The following is a 21,751-nucleotide window of genomic DNA, read 5'->3' as shown; positions in this document are numbered from 1 at the left end:
ATCCTCACGCGTCGACCTGCTGTCCGGGCCCACCGTCGAGTACCACCTCGACCCCGGTGCGCACCGGTGCCGGCGCGTCGTGGCCGAGCGCTGGGTCGGTGGTCGCGACCAGTTCCTGTTCGAGGTACTCGCAGAGCAGATGACTCGTCACCAGGTGCAGCTCCTGGACGACCTGGGTGTCCGGAGACGCCACGGCCAGCACCTCGTCGCAGGCGTCGGCGAGGGGATTGGGTGCCGCGCCGGTGAGGGCCCAGGTCGTCACGCCGACGTCGCGGGCGGCCCGGGCGGCACTGACCAGATTGGGGCTGGTGCCGCTCGTGCTGAGCAGCAGCAGGACGTCGCCGCGACGACCGTGTGCGCGCACCTGACGGGCGTACACGTCGGTGTAGCCGTAGTCGTTGGCGATGGCGGTGAGCGCGCTCGTCTCGGCGTGCAGCGCGATCGCGGACAGCGGCTGACGGTCGTGGTGGAGCTTGCCGACCAGCTCGGCGGTGAGGTGCTGGGCCTCCGCGGCGCTGCCGCCGTTGCCGGCCACCAGCAGGCGTCCCCCGGCGGCCAGCCGGTGGGCCAGGTCCGCACCCCAGCGCGCCAGCTGCGACTCACACCGTCGGTACGGCACCAGCGCCGCCGCGAGGTTCGTCAGGTGGGTGTCGAGCAGGCTGCCCGCCGGCATCAGGCCACCACCCGGGCCGGTCGGCGGACCGCGGCCACCTCGCTGTAGACCTCGACCAACCGCTCGGCGGTGGCCGCCCACGAGTACCGCGCCCGAGCCCGCTCACGCGCCGCCGTCGCGTACGCGAAGCGCCTGATCCGGTCATCGAGCAGGCCCTGGATCGCGGCGGCCAGCGCCTGCGGGTCCCGGGCCGGCACGAGGTCACCTGTCGTCCCGTCGACCACGGTGTCCCGGATACCGCCCACGGCGGTGCCGACGACCGGCACCCCACAGGCCATCGCCTCCAGCGGGGTCAACCCGAACGGCTCGTACCAGGGTGCGGCGACCAGCAGGTCCGCGGAGCGGTACCAGCGGCCCATCTCCTCCCGGGGGACCGCGCCGACCAGGTGCACCCGGTCGGCCACCCCGCACGACTCGGCGAGGGCCCGCAGCCGCCGGGCGTACGGGTCGGTCTCCAGCAGCCCCTCGGGTGGGCCGCCGACGACCACGCACTCGGCATCCGGCACCAGAGCCATCGCCCGGATCACCGTCTGGAAGCCCTTGCGTTCGACAAGCCGGCCCACGGTGAGGATCCGGGCGCGTCCCGGCTCGCGGTCGGCGGCCGGACCGAGCGGGGCGAACGTGGCGAGGTTGACCCCCGACGGCACCACTGTCATCCGGGACCGGGGCACCCCCATCCGGACCAACTCGCCCACCTCGTCGCGGCACTGCGCCACGATCCGGTCCACCGAGCGACCCAGCTCGCGCTCGTAGGACACCCGCCGGGCCGGGCTGGTGTCCTGGACGCCCTGGTAGCGGCGCTTCACCGTGCCCAACGCGTGGTACGTCTGCACCACCGGCACCCCGGTCTGCCGACCGGCCGTCAACGCCGCCAGGCCACTCATCCAGAAGTGCGCGTGGATCACCTCGGGCACCCAGTCCCCGCCCCGCCAACGCTCGATCAGCCACCGGCTGAACTCCCGCATGTGCGGCAACAACGCGTCCTTGGCCACCGGCTCGGCCGGGCCGGCCGGCACGTGCACCACGTCGTACCCGTCCGGGCTGCGCACGGTCACCGGCAGGTCGAGCGCGTCCCGGCGGGTGTAGACCCGCACCTCGTGCCCCGCGGCGGCGAGCGCGGCGGACAGCTCCGCGACGTGCGTGTTCTGACCGCCGGCGTCCTCCCCTCCGAGGACGGCGAGCGGGCTGGCGTGCTCCGAGATCATCGCGATCCGCATACTTCCTCCTCCAGCAGCCGGTCCCAGTCAGCGAGGAAACGGTCGAGGCCGTACCTGTTCCGCGCGGCGGTTCGCGCCGCCGCGCCGGCCTGGCGCGCGGTCGCCGGCTCGGCGATGAACCGGCGGGCGGCGTCGAGCAGGGTGTCGGTCCGGGTGGCGAGGGCCCCCGCCTCCGGGGGCACCGCCGTCACCGCCTCGGTGGTGGCGAGCGCGACGACCGGCAGGCCGATCGCCATCGCCTCGATGAGGCTGAGCCCGAGCGAGGTCCACCGGCACAGGTGCAGGTACGCCCGCCGCCGGGCCAGTTCGGCGTGCATCCGGTCCTGGGGCACGTCGTCGTGACTGGTGAGCCGGTCGGCCGGCAGCCCGAGGTGGTCGGCCAGACCGGCGACGCCCATCCCGAACACGTCCAGCGGCGCGATCTCGGCGAACTGGGGCAGCAGGTCGGTGCCGGTGACCCGACCTCGTCGTACCGGCTCGTTGATCACCACGGCGAGTCGGTCCAGCTCGCCGGTGTAGGTCGCGGAGGGAGCGACGATGCCGTGGTCGACAACTGTGGTGCGGGTGTCGCCGGTGTCCCAGAAGATCTGGTTGAACCCGGTGACGTGGGCGATGAGCAGGTCGTCGCGGTCGGCCATCGGGTGCCGGGTGTTCGGCACGTCGCCCTTCGGGGTGTTGTGCTCGACGTAGATGGCCGGGATGTCGCGACCCGGGCGGCGGCGCAGCCATGCCTGCGCCCGGTCGATCTCCTCGGGACGTTGCAGGATGACCACGTCGACGTCGGTGTCCGGCAGTTCCTCCGGGGTCACCTCGACCGCGCTGTCCGGCCACGGGTAGGTGCGGGCCCGGCCGAGGCCGTACGGGCCACGCTCGGGTGTGGTCGGGATCAGGTAGCGGTGGCTGCCGTGCACGAACGACGTGGTCCAGGAACCGTGCACGTGCCAGAGCAGGATGTTCATCACCGGCCACCACCGCTGACGGCGAGCGTCCGCAGCGCGTCGACCACGTCGTCCGGGTCGACACCACTGAGGCAGGGGTGCCCGGGGACCGGGCAACTGGCCGCCCGGGTCTCCCGGCAGGGCGCGGCGGCGTCGCCGAGCCGGACGGTGGGCACCCGGTAGGGCCCCCACTGGCCGAACGGCACGGTCGGCGCGAACAGGCTCACCACCGGTACGCCGGTCGCGGCGGCCAGGTGCGCGGGCCCGGTGTTGCCGACCACGACCGCGCCGGCGTCCGCGACGATCGCGGCCAGCCCGGCCAGATCGGTCCGGCCGCCCAGGTCGGTGCCGCCGGCCGCCGCCACCCGGGCGGTGATCCCCCGCTCGTCCCGGCCGCCGGTGACCAGCACCCGGTGCCCGGCGGCGGTCAGCGCCCCGGCGATCCGGGTCGCCACCTCGGGCGGGCAGGCCCGGCTCGACGCGGCCGAGCCCGGGTGCAGCACCACGTACCCCGGGTCGCCGAGATCGGCCGGGCGCGGCGTCACGGCGTCGCGGCGCAGCCGGAGCACGGGTTCGTCGCCGTCGGGCAGCCGATGGCCGGCGGCGGCGGCGAGGGAGAGGGCCCGTTCGGGTTCGGGGACGCCCACCGGCACCCGGTGCCGGATGTCCAGCAGCGAGCCCGGGTAGTCGTCGCTGATCGCCGCGATCCGGCCGATCCCCGCCATCCGCAGCAGCAGCGCCAGCGGCAGGGCGGACTGGTGGAACGAGGTGAACACCACCGCCTGGTCCGCACCGACCGCGCCGAGGCGGGCCGTGAGGCCGCGCACCGACTCCGGATCGACCGGCCCCGGCGTGCTGTCGATCCACGGCAGCGGGTACTCGATGATCTCGTCGACGCCGGGCAGCAGGTCGGCGGCGGCACGGCCACGGGGCCCGCACAACAGCACCACCCGCTGCGCCCCGGCCGCGACGGCGCGGATGGCCGGCCCGGTGACCAGCACGTCCCCCGCCGAATCCGACCGGACCACCAACGCGGTCCGCACCGGGTCGCCCAGCGCGGTCACCGGGTGCACGGCCCGCTGGCGGCGCAGGATCTCGTCCACCGCCGCCGGTAGATCGCTGGCCACCCAGCCGGCGGCGGCGATCTCCTCCGGCCGGGTCACCGGTGTGGGCACCAGCACCCCGGCGGCACCCGCGGCCAGCGCGGCGGCGACGTCCCGGCCGATGTCGCCCACCATCGCGCACCGGGACGCGGTCGTGCCCAACTCCCGGGCGGCGGCGTGCACCAGACCCGGTGCCGGTTTGCGGCAGGCACAGCCGTCGGCGTCGTCGTGCGGGCAGATCAGCCACGCGTCGAACCGACCCAACAGCTCCTCGACGCGGGCGTGCACCGCCCGCATCTGCTCGGCACCGAAGTAGCCCCGGGCCAGGCCCGACTGGTTCGTCACGACCGCCAGGCGCAGCCCGGCCGCCCGCAGCCGGTCCAGCGCCGCCCGCGCCCCCGGCACCGGCCGCACCTTCTCCGGGTCACCGTTGTAGGGCACGTCCTCGATCAGGGTGCCGTCGCGGTCCAGCAACACGGCGTCGTAGAGGACTCCCGCCCGGCTCTCGACGGACCTGGAACCGGCGCGGTCAGCAGCGGCGTACGCCCGGGCTGACCTGCGCTGATACGGATCCTCCTGGTCCTGTCGCACAGCCGGCGGGTTCCCTGCGCCCCGAGGAGTAAACGTCGCCGTCGGGGCGCTGGGCGCCGCCGCCAGCAGTGCCCGTGTCGGCCTTACCCGCCGTGCCGGAGAAGCTAACCCGCCAGCCGTTAGCCCCTGCCGCCTCAGGGTATGGGAGCCCAGTGGCGATTGTGGAGAAAGTGATCGACGCTCCCCCGCAGCAGGTGTTCGACGTGCTCGCCGACGGGTGGACGTACAGCGACTGGGTGGTCGGGACGGCACACGTACGCGACGTGGACGAAGCCTGGCCCCGGGTGGGCAGCCAACTGCACCACCGTGCGGGACCGTGGCCGTTCTCCCTGCAGGACGCGTCGACGGTGCTGGTCTGCGAGCCGCCGCACCGGCTCGTGCTGAAGGCCGGTCTCTGGCCGGCCGGCGAGGCGATCGTGGCGTTCACGCTGCAACCGGTCGACGGGGGCCGCACCCGGGTCCGCCTCGGGGAGGACTTCGCCGCCGGTCCGCTGCGCTGGGTCCGCAACAAGGTCAACGACCTGGTGCTGCACCTGCGCAACCGGGAGACGCTGGACCGGCTCGCCGACATCGCCGCTCGGCAGAAGGGCGCATCGTGACGCAGACCGTGGTGGTGACCGGGGCGAGCGCCGGCGTCGGTCGGGCCGTCGCGCACGCGTACGCGGCTCGGGGCGCCCGGCTGGCGCTGCTGGCCCGGGGAGCGGCGGGTCTGGCCGCCGCGGAGCGGGAGTGTCGCCTGCGCGGTGCCGCCGACGTGCGCGGATACCGGGTCGACGTGGCCGACGCGGGTGCGGTGCAGCAGGCCGCCGACGACGTGGTGCACAGGTGGGGTGGCATCGACCTGTGGATCAACAACGCGATGGCGTCGGTGTTCGCGCCGGCCTGGGAGATCCCGGCGCGGGAGTTCCGCCGGGTTACCGAGGTCACCTACCTGGGCACCGTGCACGGCACCCTGGCCGCGTTGCGGCACATGCGGGCGCACGGGCGGGGCACGATCGTGCAGGTGGGCTCGGCGTTGGCCTACCGGGGGATCCCGTTGCAGTCGGCGTACTGCGCGAGCAAGCACGCCGTCCAGGGCTTCAACGACTCGCTGCGCGCCGAGCTGCTGCACGACTGCCCGGGGGTACGGCTGTCGATGGTGCAGTTGCCCGCGGTCAACACGCCGCAGTTCTCCTGGGTCCGTACCCGGCTGCCCCGGCATCCGCAGCCGGTGCCGCCGATCTTCACGCCGGAGTTGGCCGCCCGGGCCATCGTCTGGGCCGCCGACCGGGGCACCCGGGAGCTGAACGTGGGTGGCCCGACGTGGCAGGCCCGACTGGCGGACATCCTGTTTCCCGGCCTGCTCGACCGGAAGTTGGCCCGCGACGGCTACGAGAGTCAGCAGACCGCTGAGAAGATCGATCCGCACACCTGGCGGGACAATCTCGACGAGCCCGGCGACGACGACACGGACCGGGGCACCGAGGGTGTGTTCCACGACCGGGCACGTGACCGGTCGGCGGCGCTCTGGGTCGGCACCCACAAGCCGGCGTTGTCCGGTGTCGCGCTCGCCGCGGCGGCGCTCGCCCTCACCGCCGTGGCCCGTCGCCGACGCTGACCCGCCCCGGGCGCGCGGACCGCCGCGGGCCGACGGTGACCGGCCGGGATCGGCGATGGTCGGTATCGGCTGTGGTACGCAACGCCTGCGACCAGCGGGATCAATGCCCACACCGGCACGACACCGCAGTGCGCAACGCCCGGAAGGGGTGCCTCTTCAACCCGAATGTGACAACTGGATACCCTTGCCGGGAGCCCCCTGTCCGCAAACCGAGGATGTCCGCATGATCGAGCCTGTGCAGCTGCCGTCGCCGTGGCGGGACGCACGCCTGACCGTCGTCGTGCCCACCTACAACGAAGCGGGCAACCTGCCCACGCTTGTAGAGCGGCTGCTCGCCCTGCCACTGCCCGGCCTGCGCATCCTCGTCGCCGACGACAACTCCCCCGACGGCACCGGTGACGTGGCCGACAAGCTGGCCATCGAACATCCCGACCGGGTGGAGGTCGTGCACCGCGCCGGCAAGGAGGGCCTCGGCCGGGCGTACGTCGACGGGATGACCCGGGCGATCGAGGGCGGCGCCGAGTACGTGGCGCAGATGGACGCGGACCTGTCGCATCCGCCGGAGGCGCTGCCGGGGATGCTGGGCGCACTGTTGTCCACCCAGGCGAGCGTGGTGATCGGTTCCCGCTACGTGCCCGGTGGCGAGCTGGACGAGAACTGGCCGCTGTACCGTCGGGCCCTCAGCGGCTGGGCGAACCTCTACGTGCACACCCTGCTGCGGGTACGCATCCGGGACCTGACCGCCGGCTTCAAGATCTGGCGGGGCGACGCGCTGCGCGACATCGGTCTGAACCGGGTGCAGTCCAACGGCTACAGCTTCCAGGTGGAGATGCACTACCTCGCCACCAAGCTCGGGCACACCATCCTGGAGGTGCCGATCCGCTTCGAGGAGCGGCAGGAGGGCCTGTCCAAGATGACCACCGCAACCAAGGTGGAGAGCGCCCTGATGCCGTTCCGCCTCCGCAGCAAACACCGCAACATCACCCGCTGACCCCGCCCCCGCCCCGCCCCGCCCCGCCCCCCGCCCCCGCCCCGCCCCCGGTGATCATGAGATTAACGGGCCTGTTGATCTCCAATCGCCCCGTCAACCCCATGATCAACGCGGGCGGCGGGGTGGAGGGCGGACGGCGGGTGGGGTGGGGTGGGGTTGGGTTAGGTGGGGTAGATGGCGCGGTGTGCGGTGGCGATCGCTGCGGCGTAGGCGGGGCCGGTGAGGGCGCGGTCACGGGCCAGCGCCGCGCGGGCCGCGTTCGCGCCCGGTGCGCCGTGCACCCCGCCGCCGGGGTGCGCCGAGGCGCTGGCCAGGAAGAGCCGGTCCACCGGGGTGTCCGCCCGGCCCAGGCCGGGGATCGGGCGCAGGAAGAGCTGCTGGTACGCGGCGGCGGTTCCGCCGCCCAGTGCACCGCCGACCAGGCTCGGGTTGTCGCTCTCCAGGTCGGCGGGCCCGGCCACGTGTCGGCCGACGACCAGTTGCCGGAACCCCGGGGCCGCCGCCTCCAGCACCTCCTCCATCCGCTGCACGTGCCCGGCGACGTCCTCGGCGCGCCAGTCCCGGCGAAACGGCAGGTGGGTGTACGCCCAGAGCGACTCGGTGCCCGGCGGAGAGTGGCTGGGCTCGGCCACCGACATCTGCCCGACCAGCAGGAACGGGTCGCGGGGCAGCTCGCCACGGGCCAACTCGCCCGCGTAGTAGGTCAGCCCGTCGAGGTCCGCGCCGAGGTGCACGGTGCCGGCGCCGGCCAGCTCCCGGTTGGTCCAGGGCACCGGCGCGGAGAGTGCCCAGTCCACCTTCAGCGTCGACCCGTCCCACCGGAAGTGCGCCAGATCCTCCACCAGCCGCGACGGCAGGGCCGCCGCGCCCACCAGGTCGAGGAACAACGCCGGCGCGGGCACGTCGGCGAGCACTGCCCGGCGGGCCCGCCACAGCGCGCCGCCCTCCGTGCGTACCCCCATCGCCCGGCCCCGGGCGGTGAGCACCCGGTCGACGCGGGCGCCGTAGAGGATCGTCCCCCCACGTTCCTGTAGCCGGGCCACCAGCGCGTTGGTGATCTGCTGTGCGCCACCCGCGGGCACCGGCCAACCGATCTGTTGGCCGAGCATGGCCAGCAGCCAGCCGTACACCCCGGAGCCGGCCTCCTCCGGGGACAGGTCGGTGTGCAGGGCGCAGCCGGCCAGCAGGGCCGGCCCGCCGGCGCCGTCGAAGAGTTCGTCGCCGAGCTTGCGGACCGGCACCACCAGGCGTCGCGCCAGTCGCAACGCGCCGGCGACCCGCAGTCGACGCAACAGACCCAACCCGCCGCGGACCGGCGGGAACGGCGAGGTGATGGCCGTCAGCATCGGCTCGGCCACCTCCACCCAGTCGGTGTACGCGTTGAGCCAGCGCTTGCCGTCGCCGGGCGCGAACTGCTCCAGCGAGGCGGCGGTGACGTCCGGGTCCCGGTTGATCACCGCGGCCCGGCCGTCCGGCAGCAGGTGCGCCAACACGTCCGGCGCGTGCCGCCAGGACAGGCCGTACCGCCCCAGGTCGAGGTCGCGCAGCACCGGTGAGGCGTAGCCGAGGGGGTAGAACGAGCTGTACAGGTCGCTCAGGTAGCCGGGTGCGGTCACCTCGGCGGAGCGGATCGCACCGCCGGGCACCGCTGTCGCCTCCAGCACCACCACCTCCCAGCCGGCGTCGGCCAGCAGGTTGGCCGCCACGAGACCGTTGTGACCGGCCCCGACGATGACGGCGTCCACGCTCGGCGCGGCGGTGGTAGTCATCCGATCCGCCTACCCGGGGCGCGACCGGGCGAAACGCGTTTGCCACGCCGGGGCCGGGGCATCCAGCGCCGCATGTACACGGTTGCGCAGTTGGTGGGCGGGGTGTGGGGCGCGGGCGGCGACGGCGGCGAACTTGTCGTACGTGATCCGGCGGACGACGCGCCGGTGAGCACCGTGCCGGTGGCCACGGCCGACGAGGTCGGCAAGGCGACGCAGGCGGCCCGCGACGCGGCCGCCCGGTGGGCGGCGACCGCGCCGGCCGAGCGGGCCGCGGCGCTGCACCGGGCCGCGGACGCGGTGGCGGAGGCCGCCCAGGAGTTGGCCGCGGCGGTCACCGCCGAGATGGGCAAGCCGTTGGCGGACGCCCGCGGCGGCGTCGAGGCGGGCATCGGCACCCTGCGGCAGTACGCGGAACTGGCCCCGCTGCGCGGCGGGCGGACGCTGCACGGCGCGGCGGACGCGCTGGACTTCATGACTCCGCAGCCGCGCGGCGTGGTGGCCGCGATCACGCCCTGGAACGACCCGGTGGCGATCTCCTGCGGGCTGCTCGGCGCCGCCCTGGTGACCGGCAACGTGGTGCTCTACAAACCGAGCGAACGGGCCCCCGCGACGGGTTGGCTGCTGACCCGGGCCCTGGACCAGGCGTTGCCGGCCGGCGTGTTGTCGCTGCTCACCGGTGGCGGTGCGGTCGGCGCGGCGCTGGCCGCCCAGGACGTCGACGTGGTGGCGCACGTGGGATCCACGGCGACCGGCCGGGCGATCGCCGCCGCCGCGGCCCGCACCGGGGCGAAGGTGCTGCTGGAGAACGGGGGCAGCGACCCGATGATCGTGGACGCGGGCGTCGATCCGGAGTGGGCGGCCGGTCAGGCCGCGCTCGGCGCGTTCGCCAACGCGGGGCAGATCTGCGTGGCGGTGGAGCGGATCTACGTGCACCGGGAGGTGGCCGACGACTTCGTGGCCGCGCTGGTGCGGCGCGCCGAGGGCCTGCGGGTCGGGCCGGGCCGGGACCAGGACACCGACCTGGGCCCGCTTGTCGACAGGCGGCACCGGGATCAGGTGCACGGGCAGGTCGCGGCGGCGGTGGCGGCCGGCGCTCGGGTGCGGACCGGCGGCGAGGTGCCGGACGGGCCGGGGGCGTTCTACCCGGCCACGGTGGTCACCGACTGCCGGCACGACATGCCGTTGGTGCGGGAGGAGACGTTCGGGCCGGTCGCCCCGGTGGTGGTCGTCGACTCGTTCGACGAGGCGCTGCGCTGCGCCGCGGACTCCCCGTACGGCCTGGCCGCGACCGTCTTGACCACGTCGATGAGCCACGCGCAGCGGGCCTGGCGGGAGCTGCCGGTGGGCACCGTCAAGGTCAACGCGGTGTTCGGCGGCGCGCCGGGGGGCGCCGCGCACCCGCGCCGCGCCAGTGGCCAGGGCTTCGGGTACGGCCCGGAGCTGCTGGACGAGTTCACCGCCACGAAGGCGGTGCACATCGAGGCGCCGGGCGGCGGTCACTGGTGAACGGCACGGGCGGACGCAGGGGTGGCGCGTCCGCCCGTACCGCGTCGGTGGTGCTCCCCGGTCGTGGCGGTCAGTCGCCGCGAGCCTTGCGGGTGGCCCGGTCGTTGGCCTTCTCGATCGCCTTGACCAGGTCCGGTTTGGTCATGCTGGACCGGCCGGGGACGTCGAGTTTGCGGGCCACCGACATGAGGTGGTCCTTGCTGGCGTTGGCGTCCACCCCACCGGCGGTGGGTGCGCGCCGTTCCGGCCCGCCGCCGGCGGCCTGCTGATCGCTCGGGCCCTTGCGGCCCTTCGGCTCCCAGTGGTCGCCCACCTTCTCGAACTGGTGCTTCACTGCGGCGAAGGCGGTGCGGTGCGACCGCTCCCCCTCGCCGTAGGTCTCCACCGCCGAGTCGTGCGTCTTCTCCCAGGTGCGCTGCGCCTTCTCCGGGGAGCGTCGCAGCGTGCTGGGCAGGTCCTCGCGCCCGGGCATCTCGTCCTCCTCCGTGTCGACTGCGGTCACCCTGACCGTTCCCCCGTGACGCGGCGGCAAACCCTAGCCCTACGGGTACGGCGCCGAGCGGGTTTGTCGATTTCGTGATCCGGGTACCGGGCGCCGCAGGCCCGACCGGACGCCCGGTCATCCGGTGGCCGGGGCGCAGGGAGCGGGCATGACGACCACGGAGCCCGACACGACGCGTGACGGCGCGGACGGCACCCCCGTGCCCCGGCGGATGCGCCAGTTGAGCCTGCGGACCTGGCGTGGCGTGCTGGTCCGCAGCGTGCAGAACTTCGTCAACGACAACTGCTCCGACTGGGCCGCGGCGCTCACCTACTACGGGGTGCTGGCGCTCTTTCCGTCCGCGATCGTGGTGGTGGCCCTGGTCGGCCTGGTCTCCGACGGCGAGCGGACCCTGGACACGGTGGTCGACCTGGCCAAGCAGGTGGGCGCCGGATCGGTGGTGACCGGCGACGACGGCGGCGTGGTCGGGGTGATCCGCACCGTGGTGGTCGACCAGAGCAACCCCAAGCTGCTGCTGAGCTTCGGCCTGCTCGGCGCGCTGTGGTCCGCGTCGGGTTTCATCGGGGCGTTCACCCGGGCCTCCAACGCCATCTACGGGGTGACCGAGGGCCGGCCGGTCTGGAAGTTACGGCCCATCCAGATCGGTCTGGCCGCGGTGACGCTGGTGCTGCTCGCGGTGGTCGCCCTCGCGCTCATCGTCAGCGGCCCCGTCACCGACGCGGTCGGCGAGCTGATCAACGCCGGTGGCCTGGCCCGCACGGTGTGGAGCGTGGCGAAGTGGCCGGTGCTCGCCATGGTCATGATGGTGCTGCTGTCGCTGCTGTTCTGGATCGCCCCGAACGTGCGCCAACCCCGCTTCCGCTGGCTCACCCCCGGCGGCGCGGTGGCCCTGGTCTCCTGGACGGCTGTCTCCTTCGGCTTCGGCCTCTACGTGGCCACCTTCGCCTCGTACAAGACGACCTACGGCAGCCTGGGCGCGGCCATCGCGTTCCTGGTCTGGCTCTACCTGTCCAACTCGGCGCTGATGCTGGGCGTCCAGATCAACGCCGAGGTGCAGCGCGGACGACAGTTGCAGGCCGGCGACCCCGACCCGGACGACCCGGTGCTGCCGCCGCGGAAGCCCGCGAACGCCTGACGAGGTTCGCGACCGGGTGTCCGGTGCCGGGCCCGACCGAGGGCCGGTTCGTGGCCCGGTGCCGGTTTAGCGGGCGGGGTGCCGGGTAGCGCAGAAGGCATGGAGCGTGGCAACAGCAAGCACGGACCGAGGATCGACGAACAGATGAGTCAGGAGGTCAGCGGCCTCGTGCAGGGGCCGGGGACCGGTGGCTCCCGGGTCGACGAGTCGCGGGTGCCGGAGCCGGCCGGCGAGGACCAGCCGGAGACGACCACCGCCCCCGCCGGCGACCTGCGCACCGGCACCCCGCAGGGGATGAGTTCCACGGACGTCGAGCAGCGCAGCCGGCTGGGCCGGTTCATCTCGATGAGCGCGCTGCCGGGCGACCGCCTGGTGCTCATCGCCAGCGCCCGCGAGAACGAGGCGCCGGACGACATCGTGGCGGCGCTGGAACGACTGCCCGAGGGCACCCTCTACCAGACCGTTTCCGAGGTGTGGGCCGCGCTCGGCAACAAGAACGAGACAACTCGCTGGTGAGCGGGATCGTCCCCCGATCCGACAACCACCAGCGACTGAAGGAGGTTCTAACCGATGAGTGGCGTAACCGAACACGTTGACGTTTCCGTGCCCGTACGCACCGCGTACGACCAGTGGACGCAGTTCGAGGAATTCCCCGAGTTCATGGAGGGCGTGTCGGAGGTCAGGCAGCTCTCCGACACGATGACCCACTGGACCGTGGACATCGCCGGGGTCAAGCGTGAGTTCGACGCCGAGATCACCGAACAGCTCCCCGACGAGCGGGTCGCCTGGCGCTCGACCGACGGCACCCAGCAGGCCGGCGTGGTGACCTTCCACCGGCTCGACGCGGACAAGACGCGGGTCACCCTCCAGCTCGAATTCGAGCCGCACGGCGTCGTCGAGCAGGCCGGCGACAAGCTCGGCATCGTCGACCGGCGGGCCAAGGGCGACCTGGAGCGGTTCAAGACCTACATCGAGCGGCGCGGTCAGGAGACCGGTGCCTGGCGCGGCTCGGTGGACCGTCCGCAGCCGTGAGGCTGAGCAGTGACACCGATGGCCGCCAGAGTCCTGGCGGCCATCGCCGTGTCCGAGCCCTGTCGCCCGTTTGCGATCATCGCGCCCGGGTACCGCTGAAGACATGACCGACGACGACATCAGGGTGTGGCGGGACGAGGAACGGCTTCCGTTGGAAGAGCTGGAGCAGGCGGTGTCCGGCTCCAGCCTCGACGGGCAGGCCGACGACGTGACGGCCAACGACGCAGGCGAGGAAGCCGCGTTCGGGCACGGGCCGGCCGCCTCGGACCGCGACGGGGCGACCCGGGGCACGGCCCGGGAGGCGACCGACCCGCAGCGCGCCTACCGCCCGTCCACCACCGGCCGGACCGGGCCGGACGTCTGAGCCTCCCCGCCGGGCTGAGCCTCCCCGCCGGGCTGAGCCTCCCCGCCGGGCTGAGCCTCCCCGCCGGGCTGAGCCGGCACCGTTGGCACGGGCGGCCCGGCGGTGGGTCGACGGGCACCCCACTCGTACAGCGCGATCAACGCCAGCGAGAGCACCAGCAGGGCCGCGCCCAGCACCTGCACCGACGTGTTGCCGATCAGCACACCGAGCCCGCCCGGGACGAGCGCCGCCCCGATGCCGGAGGCACCGATCTGCAACCCGATGGCCCGGTCCGCGTGCGCCGCGCCGACCCGTTCGGCGGTGGTGAGGGTGAGCAGTGGGAACACGGGCGCGGCGGCGAAGCCCACCACGACCAGGCCGAGCACCGCCAGCGCGGCCGGCCCGGGTACGGCGATCAGCGCCGCGCCCACGGCCATCCCGACCAGGCTGGCGCGCAGCACCTGCGTGGCACCGAGGCGCTCGGCCACCACGCCCTGCACCACCCGACCCAGGAAGAGACTCCCCCAGTACGCGGAGACGCAGCCGCCGGCCACCGCCGCGCTCACGCCGCGCCCCTCGGTCAGCAGCAGGAACGCCCACAGACCGGCGGACACCTCGATGGCGACGTACAGCGCGAAGGCGAGCGTCCCGGTCCACACCGCCGACAGCCGCAGTGTCGCCCCCACCGGCAGCCGCACGACCGCAGAGGCCCCGGCACCCGCGGCCCCGGCACCCGCGGCCCCGGCACCCGCGGCCCCGGCGGGCGTCGGGCCGACAGCGGCTGCCCCGGCGGGCGTCGGGCCATCAGCGGCCGCCCCGGCGGGCGTCGGGCCATCAGCGGCCGCCCCGGCGGGCGTCGGGCCATCAGCGGCCGCCCCGGCGGGCAACGCGCCATCAGCGGCTGCCCCAGCCGGCGTCGGGGCGGCGTCGGCGGGCGGCGTCGGGGCGGCGTCGGCGGGCCGCGTCCCGCCGGCAGCGGCCCCGGTCGGCGCCGGTTCGCGGTGCCAGGCCCGCGCGGAGAGCACGAACGCCACGGCCAGGGCGAGTTGGGCGGCGGCCACGATGCCGTAACCCCAGCGCCAGGCCAGCCCGGCACTCAGCACCCCCGTCATGATCAGCGGCCCGATCGCCACGCCCAGGCCGAAGAACGCGTGCAACCAGTTCATGTGGCGCGGCCCGAACGCCCCGGCGGCGTACGCGTTGAGCCCGGAGTCCACCGCGCCGGACCCGAGGCCGAGCAGCAGCGCACAGCCCACCAGCACGGCCAGCACCGGGCTCAGCGAATAGCCGGTCAGCGCCAGGCTGGCGAGCACGGTGCTGCCGGCGAGCAGCGCGCCCACGCCGATGCGGGCCAGCGTGAACCCGGCCAGGACGCTGGAGGTCAGATAGCCGACGGTGCCCGCGGTGAGCACCAGACCCACCGACTCGGTCGGTGTGTCGAAGTCGCCCCGGATGGAGGGCCAGGCGACACCGAGCAGCCCGTCGGGCAGGCCGAGGCTGACGAACGCGAGGTAGGCCAGCAGGAGCAGCGAGGCGCGGGGGCGCACGGGCGTGGTGGACACGAGACGACATCCTGCCGCAGGGGCACTTTAACGCCGGAGGCCCCCGATCGCGCGACGCGCGAAGAAGTCGTGTCCGGACGGTCGAGAAAACGGACAGCTCATCCAGAATCGGCCGATCGGGGGACGGCAAGCGGGCTGGTTCGCGTAAGAATTTCGGGATGCATCAAGGCTCCGGAATCCTCTCGACGCGTCAGCGCCGGCTCGCCTGGCTCGGCTTCCTGCTCGCCGCCCTACAGGCACCCGTGTCCGCCCGGCTGGTCGCCGACGAGTCCTGGCTGTTCAGCCTCTGCGTCGCGCTGATGGTGGCGACCGTGATCATCGCCGACGACGCGGCACGGCGCCGCCCCGCCGACGCGACGACCGACTAGAGCGTGGTGCCGGGCCGGGCTTCGTGCCCGGGCCGGCCGTGGCTGCGGCGGCGTTCCTTCATCTCCGCCTCGTAGAGGTGGCGTCGCCCGCCCACCAACTCGTCGCGCGCCTGCTGGTCCAGCTCCCGAAACAGCGCATGATAGCCGTCGTCGAAGTCCTCGACGATCTGGAACGTCCACCGCCCGGCGATGACGTTGCGACCCAGCAACTCCGTGTCGATCCGGTCGGCGAGGCGCGAATGCCCGGCGGCGCGCAACTGCTCCACCGCGTCGCCGAGCGTCAGGTCGGCGTGCCCGATCAACTGGTGCAGCGAGTACAGGTGCCCCCGTGCCCGCTCCACGCACTCCAGCGCCTCGCTGAGCCTGCCGAGCGCGGCGACCGTCGCGTCGCTCACGCCGGGCGGTCGCCGGTGCCGCTCGTCCGGTCCGTCCGGCTGCTGTCCCATCGCCTGCCTCCGTGCCGTGTGCCGTGAAACGCTCCTGGTTCTCCTGCTGCCCCGTCTGTGGCGGATCAACCCTCGCGGTCAGCACCAGTCGCCAGTGGCGCAGCCGACATCCGCCGACTGGCCGACGTCGACACCGTCACCTGTCGGTTAGCCTCGGTCACCATGCGTGTGCCGTTCAACCGGGTCGCCTCCCGTACCGCCGTCGACTCGGCGCGGTCCACCCTGGCCGCCCTCACCGTCTCCCTCGGCACCGTCGGGCTCGCGGCCGCCGCCGCGCGACCGGGGCTGTTGGCCCTCGTCGACCAGCATGCGGCCGCCGTGCGGGACAGCCTCGACGGTGACCGCCAGCCGCTGACCGCCGCGGCACTCGCCGGCTACGCCGAGGGGGTCCGGGCCGCCGCCCTGGAGCACGGGTGGGAAGCACCGGACGGACCGGTGGACTGGGGTCGCCCGGAGTGGCTGCTCACCCGGCTGCTCGCGGTCTGCGCGCTGGCCCGCTCGCTCGACCGGGCCTGACACGCGCGGGGAGGGCGCCCCGCGCATCGTCGCGCGGACCACCCTCCCCACCTGCCGTGCCGTTGCGCCTCGTTAGGCGCGGTACTGCGGAGCTTCCTCGTCCACCCGAGGCATCGCCTGGGTACGATCGCCGCCGCGGTCGGCCATCTGCCGCTCCACGTCGCTGCGCCCGGCCGCGTTGGCCTGACGCTGCTGCTGCACCGCCCGAGCTTCCCGGGCGGCCCGGTCCAGCCAGCCGTCCCAGCGGTTCTGCATCGGCTTCACGAGACCGCCACCGACGCCGACGATCAGGATGCCGGCCACCGTGGCGAGCACCGCGATCAGCACCGGAGTCGTCACCGTGGTGGCGATACCCACCTGGTTCAGCGCGGCGATCACACCGAGCGCGATGATGAAGATCGCCGTCAGGTCGGCAAGCACCTTGCCGTACGAGAGCCCGCCCAGCGCCCCGGTGACCAGATCCCGGACGGCGTTGGCGATCGCGGCGGCCACCACCACGATGACGATCGCGACGAACGCACGCGGCAGCCAGGACACCACGCCGCTGATCAGGTCACTGATCGCGTTGGGCCCCCAGACTCCGAACGCGAACTGCAGCGTGAACAGCAGAACGGCGTAGTACGCCAGTCTGGCCAGAATGTCGGAGGCGTCGTACTTCGTTCTCTCCAGGGCCCGTTTGATACCGCCACGTTCGACCGCCTGGTCGAAGTGCACCCGTTCCAGCACCGTATCCACGATCTTGAGGACGGCTCTGGCGATGAGCCAGCCGACCACCAGGATGACGATGAAGGCCACTGCCTTCGGGATGAAGAGCAGCACCGACCTCCAGGTATCGGCGATGGCATCACCGATGTCGGCCTGCCGGACCGCGAGGGTCTTCAGCATGATGTCCCTCCTGTCGCATGGACTGCGCCGGGCGCATACCCGGCTACCGGTCGGGCAGTCCGCGCAACGCGCCGCGTTTTTTCGCGGCGGGGCGACGATCAAGGGCCCGGACCTGCCCAAATGGGCATCGCGACGATGACGGCAGCGGGCCACGGCCATGATCGGATGCCTTTTCCGGTCGGCCGACTAGGCTGCGAACATGCCAGGAACGGTCGGGCGAGTCCCCACGCCAGCAACTCCGGCCCCGGGTGCGTCCACCGGCGCCGGTGTGGCCGCTGCCGTGCTCGCCCACGACTGGGCCGGCACCCCGCTGGGCCCACCGGAGAGCTGGGACGTGGCGGTCCGGGCGGTGATCGAGCTGATCCTCGCCTCGCCGATGCCGATGGCCCTGGCGTACGGCGACGACCTGGTTCTGCTCTACAACGCCGGCTACGCCGAGCTGCTGGGCACCAAGCACCCGCGCGCCCTCGGCCGCCCGGCCGCCGAGGTGTTCGCCGAGATCTGGGCGCTGCCCGGCGTCGGTCAGGTGTTCGAGCGCACCTACCGGCAGGGGGTGCCGTTCCTGGAGAAGGAGTCGACCCTGCCGCTGGTGCGTGGGCACTCCGCGACGGTGGAGCAGGCCGTCTTCACCCGGGGCTACTCGCCCGTGCGGGACAGCACCGGCACTATCGTCGGCATGTTGACGGTCGCGGCCGAGACCACCCACGTCACCGAGCAGTTGCAGAGCCTCAGCGAGGTGGCCGCGGCGCTGGCCGGCACGCTCACCCTCGACGACGTGGCCCGGGTGGCGCTACGGTACGCGATCACCACGTTCGACCCGGACCAGGCATCGTTCGCGGTCGACGAGGGGGGCGGCGGTTGGCGCATGGTGCGCCGGGTTCGCGGCGAGTTGCTGGACGAGGCCGACGAGCGGCTTCCCCCACTCTGGCGGCGCGCTCCGGCGGGCTGGTCGGCCCCGGTGGTGCAGGCGGCCGGCTCCGGCTGCCCGTCCTTCGTCCGGGACGGGCAGCCGCTGCGCGAGATCGCGGCGGACCGCCACGACCAGAAGATCCGCTCGATGGCGGCCCTGCCCCTGGGCGCCTCGGTGGTGCGCGGCGGGCTCGCGGTCGGCTACCAGGCGCCGCACGCCTGGTCGCCCGCCGAGCGGGCGCTGCTGGCCGCCTCGGCCGAGCTGATCGGCCAGGCCGCGGAGCGGGCCCGCCGGTTCGAGACCCAGCACGGCACCGCCCAGTTGTTGCAACGCAGCATGTTGCCGGAGCACCTGCCGGACCTGCCCCGGTTGCGGGTCGCGGCCCGCTACGACCCGGGGGTGGACGGCAACGCCGCCGGCGGTGACTTCTACGACGCGTTCCTCCTGCCCGGCGGCGCGCTCGGTGTGGTGCTGGGCGACGTCGCGGGTCACGACGTGCAGGCCGCCGCGCGGATGGGCCAGGTCCGGGCCGCGCTGCGCGCGCTGGCACTGGCCGACCCGGCGCCGGACGCGGTGCTGGCCGGGTTGGACCGGCTGGTGACCAGCCTGGGCGCGGAGGCCAGCACCCACGAGCTCTTCGTCACCGTGGTGTTCGGGGTCGTCGACGCGGAGCGTCGAGAGCTGACCCTGGCCAGCGCCGGTCACCCCGCGCCGCTGATCCGCCGCGGCGACCCGGCGGGCCGTTCCTTCGCCGAGTACGTCGACGTGCCGGCTGGTCCTCCGCTGGGCCTGGGCGGTCGGCCGGGCACCGTCACTGTCGCGTTCCGCCCCGGTGACACCCTGCTGCTGTTCAGCGACGGGGTGGTGGAGCGTCGGCGGCAGAGCCTCACCGCCGGGCTGGCCACCCTCGGCGACGCCGTGGCCAAGGCCGGCAGTGGGGACCCTCGCGCGCTGTGCGCCGTGGCCACCTCGGCGGTGCCGGGCAGCACCGAGGACGACGTGGCCGTGCTGGCGGTCGAGCACGCACTCAAGCCGAGCCGCTCGGCGAGCATGGAGGTGCCCGCCGAACCCACCGCACCCAGCCGGGTTCGGCACTGGATGACCGGGCAGCTCACCGAATGGCAGGTGGCCGAGTCGGTGATCGGGGCGGCGGTGCTGTGCACCAGCGAGTTGACCACCAACGCGTTGCTGCATGCCGGCACCGCCGCCCGGGTGGAGATCGATCTCAGCCCCGAACGACTCCTCGTCTCGGTCGCCGATTCCGGCACCCGGGGCACCGTGACCCGGACCCGCACCGACACGTTGAGCAGTCGTGGGCGCGGCCTCGGCCTGATCGAGGAGCTCAGCGACGCCTGGGGCACCGACCCGTCGGTCCGCGGCTCCACGGTCTGGTTCGAGATTCTCACGCCACCGGCCGCGCATCCCTGAGACGCCCGAGGGGTAGGAGGACGCCCATGCGTACCGACGAGCCCGCCGGAGTCCTCTTCGACGTCGATGGCACCCTGGTCGACACCACCTACCTGCACACGGTGAGCTGGTGGGAGGCGCTGCGCCAGACCGACCAGCCGGTACCCATGGCGACGGTGCACCGGTCGATCGGGATGGGTTCGGACAAGCTCCTCGACCATCTGCTCGGCCCCGAGCGGGACCGGGACGCCGATCCGAAGCTGCGCGACGCGCACGACACCCTGTACGCCGAGTACTGGGAACGCCTCACGCCGCTGCCCCGGGCAGCCGACCTGCTGCGCGCCTGCGCCGAGCGGGGGTTGCGGGTGGTGCTCGCCACCTCCGCCTCCGGCCCGGAGGTGGACGCGCTGCGCCGGGCGCTGGCCGCCGACGACGTGATCGACACGGTCACCTCCTCGGAGGACGCCCAGCAGAGCAAGCCGGCACCGGACATCCTGCTCGCCGCGTTGGAGCAGTCCGGGTTGGCCGCCGAGCGGGTGGTCTTCGTCGGCGACTCGGTGTGGGACGTCGTGGCGGCCGGCAAGCTGGGCATCCCGTGCGTGGGCCTCACCTGTGGCGGCACCAGTCGCGGCGAGCTCGCCGGCGCGGGCGCCGTGGCGGTGTACGACGACCCGGCCGCACTGCTGGGCGAGTTGTCCGACTCACCGCTGACCCGACCCAGATGAGGTTCACTCCGGTTCACCGGCCCCCGCGCGCATAGCCGGGGCCTCGCCGGGGCATGGTCTGTCACCACCTGCCCCGCGCCCCGCGGGTGCGGCGGAAAGGTGGTGCCGTGGAGCCGGTAGACGTGGCGTTCGCGCTGGTGGGCCTGGGCGCTCTGCTCGCGGGCATCCTGCCCCGGGTGTTGGAGCAGCGCCCGCTGTCCATGCCGATCGCCTTCCTCGCCCTCGGCATGCTGGTGTTCCTGCTGCCGGTCGGGCTGCCGACACCCGACCCGCTGGCCCACCCGGAGCTGACCACCCACCTCACCGAGATCGGCGTCATCGTCGCGCTGATGGGCGCCGGGCTCAAGATCGACCGACCGCTGAGTTGGCGGCGGTGGTCGTCCACCTGGCGGCTGCTGGCGATCGCCATGCCGCTGTGCATCGCGGCGGTGGCCCTGCTCGGCTGGTGGTGGGCGGGGCTGGTGCCGGCCGCCGCACTCTTGTTGGGCGCCGCGCTGGCCCCGACCGATCCGGTGCTCGCCGCCGACGTGCAGGTCGGCGAGCCGACCGACGTGGAGGACTCCGAGGACGAGGTCCGCTTCGCGTTGACCTCGGAAGCCGGCCTCAACGACGGGCTGGCGTTCCCGTTCGTCTACGCCGCCATCGCCATCGCCTCGACAAGCCTCGCCCCGGGCGACTGGCTGGCCGAGTGGTTCACCGTGGACGTGCTCTGGAAGGTGGGCGTCGGGGTCGGCGGCGGGCTGCTGATCGGCTGGTTACTCGGCAAGCTGTTCTTCCGCGCGCCCAGTGAGCTGCGGCTGGCCCGGCACGCCGAGGGCTTCCTGGCACTGGCCGCCACGTTCCTGGCGTACGGGTTGGTGGAGGTGGTCGGCGGGTACGGCTTCCTGGCGGTGTTCGTGGCCGCGCGGGCCATCCGGGCCGCCGAGCGGACCCACGAGTTCCACTCGGTGCTGCACGACTTCGCCGAACAGGTCGAACGGTTACTCACCCTGGTGCTGTTGCTGCTGCTCGGCGGCGCGATCGTGGGTGGCCTGCTGGCCCCGCTGACCTGGCCAGCGGTCGCCGTCGGGATGGCCCTGGTGTTCCTGATCCGGCCGCTGTTCGGCTGGTTGTCGCTGCGGGGCGCACCCGGCCGTCCGGCCGAGCACTGGGTCATCTCGTTGTTCGGCATCCGCGGTGTCGGCTCGTTCTACTACCTCGCGTACGCCAGCACGAAGGCCGACTTCCCGCAGGCCGAGTTGCTCTGGGCGACCGTCGGGCTGGTGGTGCTCGTGTCCGTGGTGGTGCACGGCATCACGGCGACGCCGGTCATGCAACTGCTCGACCGGGAGGGCGAACGCACCTCCGACCCGGCCGAACGGGACACCGACGCCCGGCCGGTAGCCGCAGCCGGCCACGCCTGAACGCCCAGCTCGGCAGCCACCTGAACGCACGACCCCGCCGAGAGCGCACAGGCCAGCAAGGCCGCCCGACCCACGGGCACGGCAGACAGCCCGAACACCAGGCCCGGCAGGCCGCCCAACCGCACCGCCCCG

General features: G+C 73.6%; 22 protein-coding genes. 13 read left to right on the top strand and 9 right to left on the bottom strand.

The window, feature by feature from the left end; genetic code table 11:
- Positions 1 to 4: 4 nt before the first annotated feature.
- The 4 genes from ACGFIW_RS06080 to ACGFIW_RS06065 are packed head-to-tail and all read right to left on the bottom strand — an operon-like array spanning position 5 to position 4,522.
- Positions 5 to 676, bottom strand: a complete 672-nt coding sequence (locus ACGFIW_RS06080; RefSeq protein ID WP_393311284.1) for an SIS domain-containing protein — start codon at positions 674 to 676, stop codon at positions 5 to 7.
- Entirely contained in the window at positions 673 to 1,890 is a 1,218-nt protein-coding gene (locus ACGFIW_RS06075) for a glycosyltransferase (RefSeq protein ID WP_393311168.1), read from the bottom strand. Before ACGFIW_RS06075 ends, ACGFIW_RS06080 begins: the two co-directional genes overlap by 4 nt.
- Positions 1,875 to 2,849 (bottom strand): glycosyltransferase, encoded by a 975-nt coding sequence (locus tag ACGFIW_RS06070; RefSeq protein ID WP_393311167.1) that lies wholly within the window; start codon positions 2,847 to 2,849, stop codon positions 1,875 to 1,877. Before ACGFIW_RS06070 ends, ACGFIW_RS06075 begins: the two co-directional genes overlap by 16 nt.
- Positions 2,849 to 4,522: an HAD-IIIA family hydrolase gene (locus tag ACGFIW_RS06065; RefSeq protein WP_393311166.1), complete on the bottom strand. Its 1,674-nt coding sequence runs from the start codon at positions 4,520 to 4,522 to the stop codon at positions 2,849 to 2,851. Before ACGFIW_RS06065 ends, ACGFIW_RS06070 begins: the two co-directional genes overlap by 1 nt.
- A 170-nt stretch (positions 4,523 to 4,692) precedes the next feature.
- Here ACGFIW_RS06065 and ACGFIW_RS06060 point away from each other — a divergent pair, with 170 nt between their 5' ends.
- The 3 genes from ACGFIW_RS06060 (at position 4,693) to ACGFIW_RS06050 (ending at position 7,110) form a co-directional block, all read left to right on the top strand.
- Positions 4,693 to 5,121 (top strand): SRPBCC family protein, encoded by a 429-nt coding sequence (locus tag ACGFIW_RS06060; protein WP_393311165.1) that lies wholly within the window; start codon positions 4,693 to 4,695, stop codon positions 5,119 to 5,121.
- The gene (locus ACGFIW_RS06055) at positions 5,118 to 6,119 is read left to right on the top strand and encodes an SDR family oxidoreductase (protein ID WP_393311164.1); all 1,002 of its coding nucleotides are present in this window, start codon (positions 5,118 to 5,120) and stop codon (positions 6,117 to 6,119) included. Before ACGFIW_RS06060 ends, ACGFIW_RS06055 begins: the two co-directional genes overlap by 4 nt.
- 223 nt (positions 6,120 to 6,342) lie before the next feature.
- A complete protein-coding gene (locus ACGFIW_RS06050) occupies positions 6,343 to 7,110 on the top strand; it encodes a polyprenol monophosphomannose synthase (RefSeq protein WP_393311163.1) in 768 nt (255 codons plus the stop codon).
- A 161-nt stretch (positions 7,111 to 7,271) separates the two neighbouring features.
- Here ACGFIW_RS06050 and ACGFIW_RS06045 read toward each other — a convergent pair whose 3' ends face one another.
- Complete coding sequence (locus ACGFIW_RS06045) at positions 7,272 to 8,879, bottom strand: phytoene desaturase family protein (protein ID WP_393311162.1); 1,608 nt, start codon at positions 8,877 to 8,879, stop codon at positions 7,272 to 7,274.
- 72 nt (positions 8,880 to 8,951) lie between these two features.
- On the opposite strand from ACGFIW_RS06045, the gene ACGFIW_RS06040 reads away from it, so the two are divergent.
- Positions 8,952 to 10,385, top strand: a complete 1,434-nt coding sequence (locus tag ACGFIW_RS06040) for an aldehyde dehydrogenase family protein (RefSeq protein ID WP_393311161.1) — start codon at positions 8,952 to 8,954, stop codon at positions 10,383 to 10,385.
- A gap of 70 nt (positions 10,386 to 10,455) precedes the next feature.
- On the opposite strand, the gene ACGFIW_RS06035 is transcribed toward ACGFIW_RS06040, so the two are convergent.
- Complete coding sequence (locus ACGFIW_RS06035) at positions 10,456 to 10,857, bottom strand: ChaB family protein (RefSeq protein ID WP_393311282.1); 402 nt, start codon at positions 10,855 to 10,857, stop codon at positions 10,456 to 10,458.
- Between the two features lie 178 nt (positions 10,858 to 11,035).
- On the opposite strand from ACGFIW_RS06035, the gene ACGFIW_RS06030 reads away from it, so the two are divergent.
- The 4 genes from ACGFIW_RS06030 to ACGFIW_RS06015 all read left to right on the top strand — a co-directional run bounded on the left by ACGFIW_RS06030 (position 11,036) and on the right by ACGFIW_RS06015 (position 13,418).
- Positions 11,036 to 12,022: a YihY/virulence factor BrkB family protein gene (locus tag ACGFIW_RS06030; RefSeq protein WP_393311160.1), complete on the top strand. Its 987-nt coding sequence runs from the start codon at positions 11,036 to 11,038 to the stop codon at positions 12,020 to 12,022.
- 99 nt (positions 12,023 to 12,121) lie between these two features.
- Positions 12,122 to 12,538, top strand: a complete 417-nt coding sequence (locus tag ACGFIW_RS06025) for a DUF2795 domain-containing protein (RefSeq protein ID WP_110564927.1) — start codon at positions 12,122 to 12,124, stop codon at positions 12,536 to 12,538.
- Between the two features lie 54 nt (positions 12,539 to 12,592).
- Positions 12,593 to 13,054 (top strand): SRPBCC family protein, encoded by a 462-nt coding sequence (locus ACGFIW_RS06020; protein ID WP_393311159.1) that lies wholly within the window; start codon positions 12,593 to 12,595, stop codon positions 13,052 to 13,054.
- A gap of 103 nt (positions 13,055 to 13,157) precedes the next feature.
- Positions 13,158 to 13,418 (top strand): hypothetical protein, encoded by a 261-nt coding sequence (locus tag ACGFIW_RS06015; RefSeq protein ID WP_393311158.1) that lies wholly within the window; start codon positions 13,158 to 13,160, stop codon positions 13,416 to 13,418.
- Here the strand turns inward: ACGFIW_RS06015 and ACGFIW_RS06010 are convergent.
- Positions 13,376 to 14,959: an MFS transporter gene (locus tag ACGFIW_RS06010; RefSeq protein WP_393311157.1), complete on the bottom strand. Its 1,584-nt coding sequence runs from the start codon at positions 14,957 to 14,959 to the stop codon at positions 13,376 to 13,378. The two genes, ACGFIW_RS06015 and ACGFIW_RS06010, sit on opposite strands and share 43 nt — an antisense overlap.
- Positions 14,960 to 15,117: 158 nt before the next feature.
- Here ACGFIW_RS06010 and ACGFIW_RS06005 point away from each other — a divergent pair, with 158 nt between their 5' ends.
- Positions 15,118 to 15,327 (top strand): hypothetical protein, encoded by a 210-nt coding sequence (locus ACGFIW_RS06005; RefSeq protein WP_357556766.1) that lies wholly within the window; start codon positions 15,118 to 15,120, stop codon positions 15,325 to 15,327.
- Here the strand turns inward: ACGFIW_RS06005 and ACGFIW_RS06000 are convergent.
- Positions 15,324 to 15,773, bottom strand: coding sequence for a hypothetical protein (locus tag ACGFIW_RS06000; protein WP_393311156.1), 450 nt, complete (start codon positions 15,771 to 15,773; stop codon positions 15,324 to 15,326). The two genes, ACGFIW_RS06005 and ACGFIW_RS06000, sit on opposite strands and share 4 nt — an antisense overlap.
- A 162-nt stretch (positions 15,774 to 15,935) precedes the next feature.
- On the opposite strand from ACGFIW_RS06000, the gene ACGFIW_RS05995 reads away from it, so the two are divergent.
- Positions 15,936 to 16,289, top strand: a complete 354-nt coding sequence (locus tag ACGFIW_RS05995) for a DUF6401 family natural product biosynthesis protein (RefSeq protein WP_393311155.1) — start codon at positions 15,936 to 15,938, stop codon at positions 16,287 to 16,289.
- Between the two features lie 72 nt (positions 16,290 to 16,361).
- Here ACGFIW_RS05995 and ACGFIW_RS05990 read toward each other — a convergent pair whose 3' ends face one another.
- Positions 16,362 to 17,174: a hypothetical protein gene (locus tag ACGFIW_RS05990; RefSeq protein WP_357556768.1), complete on the bottom strand. Its 813-nt coding sequence runs from the start codon at positions 17,172 to 17,174 to the stop codon at positions 16,362 to 16,364.
- Positions 17,175 to 17,373: 199 nt separating this feature from the next.
- Between ACGFIW_RS05990 and ACGFIW_RS05985 the strand changes: the two genes are divergently transcribed.
- The 3 genes from ACGFIW_RS05985 to ACGFIW_RS05975 all read left to right on the top strand — a co-directional run bounded on the left by ACGFIW_RS05985 (position 17,374) and on the right by ACGFIW_RS05975 (position 21,619).
- Positions 17,374 to 19,512, top strand: a complete 2,139-nt coding sequence (locus tag ACGFIW_RS05985) for a SpoIIE family protein phosphatase (protein WP_393311154.1) — start codon at positions 17,374 to 17,376, stop codon at positions 19,510 to 19,512.
- Positions 19,513 to 19,538: 26 nt separating this feature from the next.
- Positions 19,539 to 20,216, top strand: coding sequence for an HAD family hydrolase (locus ACGFIW_RS05980; RefSeq protein ID WP_393311153.1), 678 nt, complete (start codon positions 19,539 to 19,541; stop codon positions 20,214 to 20,216).
- 107 nt (positions 20,217 to 20,323) lie between these two features.
- The gene (locus ACGFIW_RS05975) at positions 20,324 to 21,619 is read left to right on the top strand and encodes a cation:proton antiporter (RefSeq protein WP_393311152.1); all 1,296 of its coding nucleotides are present in this window, start codon (positions 20,324 to 20,326) and stop codon (positions 21,617 to 21,619) included.
- Positions 21,620 to 21,751 lie beyond the last annotated feature (132 nt).

Source organism: Micromonospora sp. NPDC048935 (assembly GCF_043197875.1).
Taxonomy (GTDB): Bacteria; Actinomycetota; Actinomycetes; order Mycobacteriales; family Micromonosporaceae; genus Micromonospora.
Note: the sequence above shows the minus strand (reverse complement) of the source record. Positions and strands in the feature narration are given on the sequence as shown.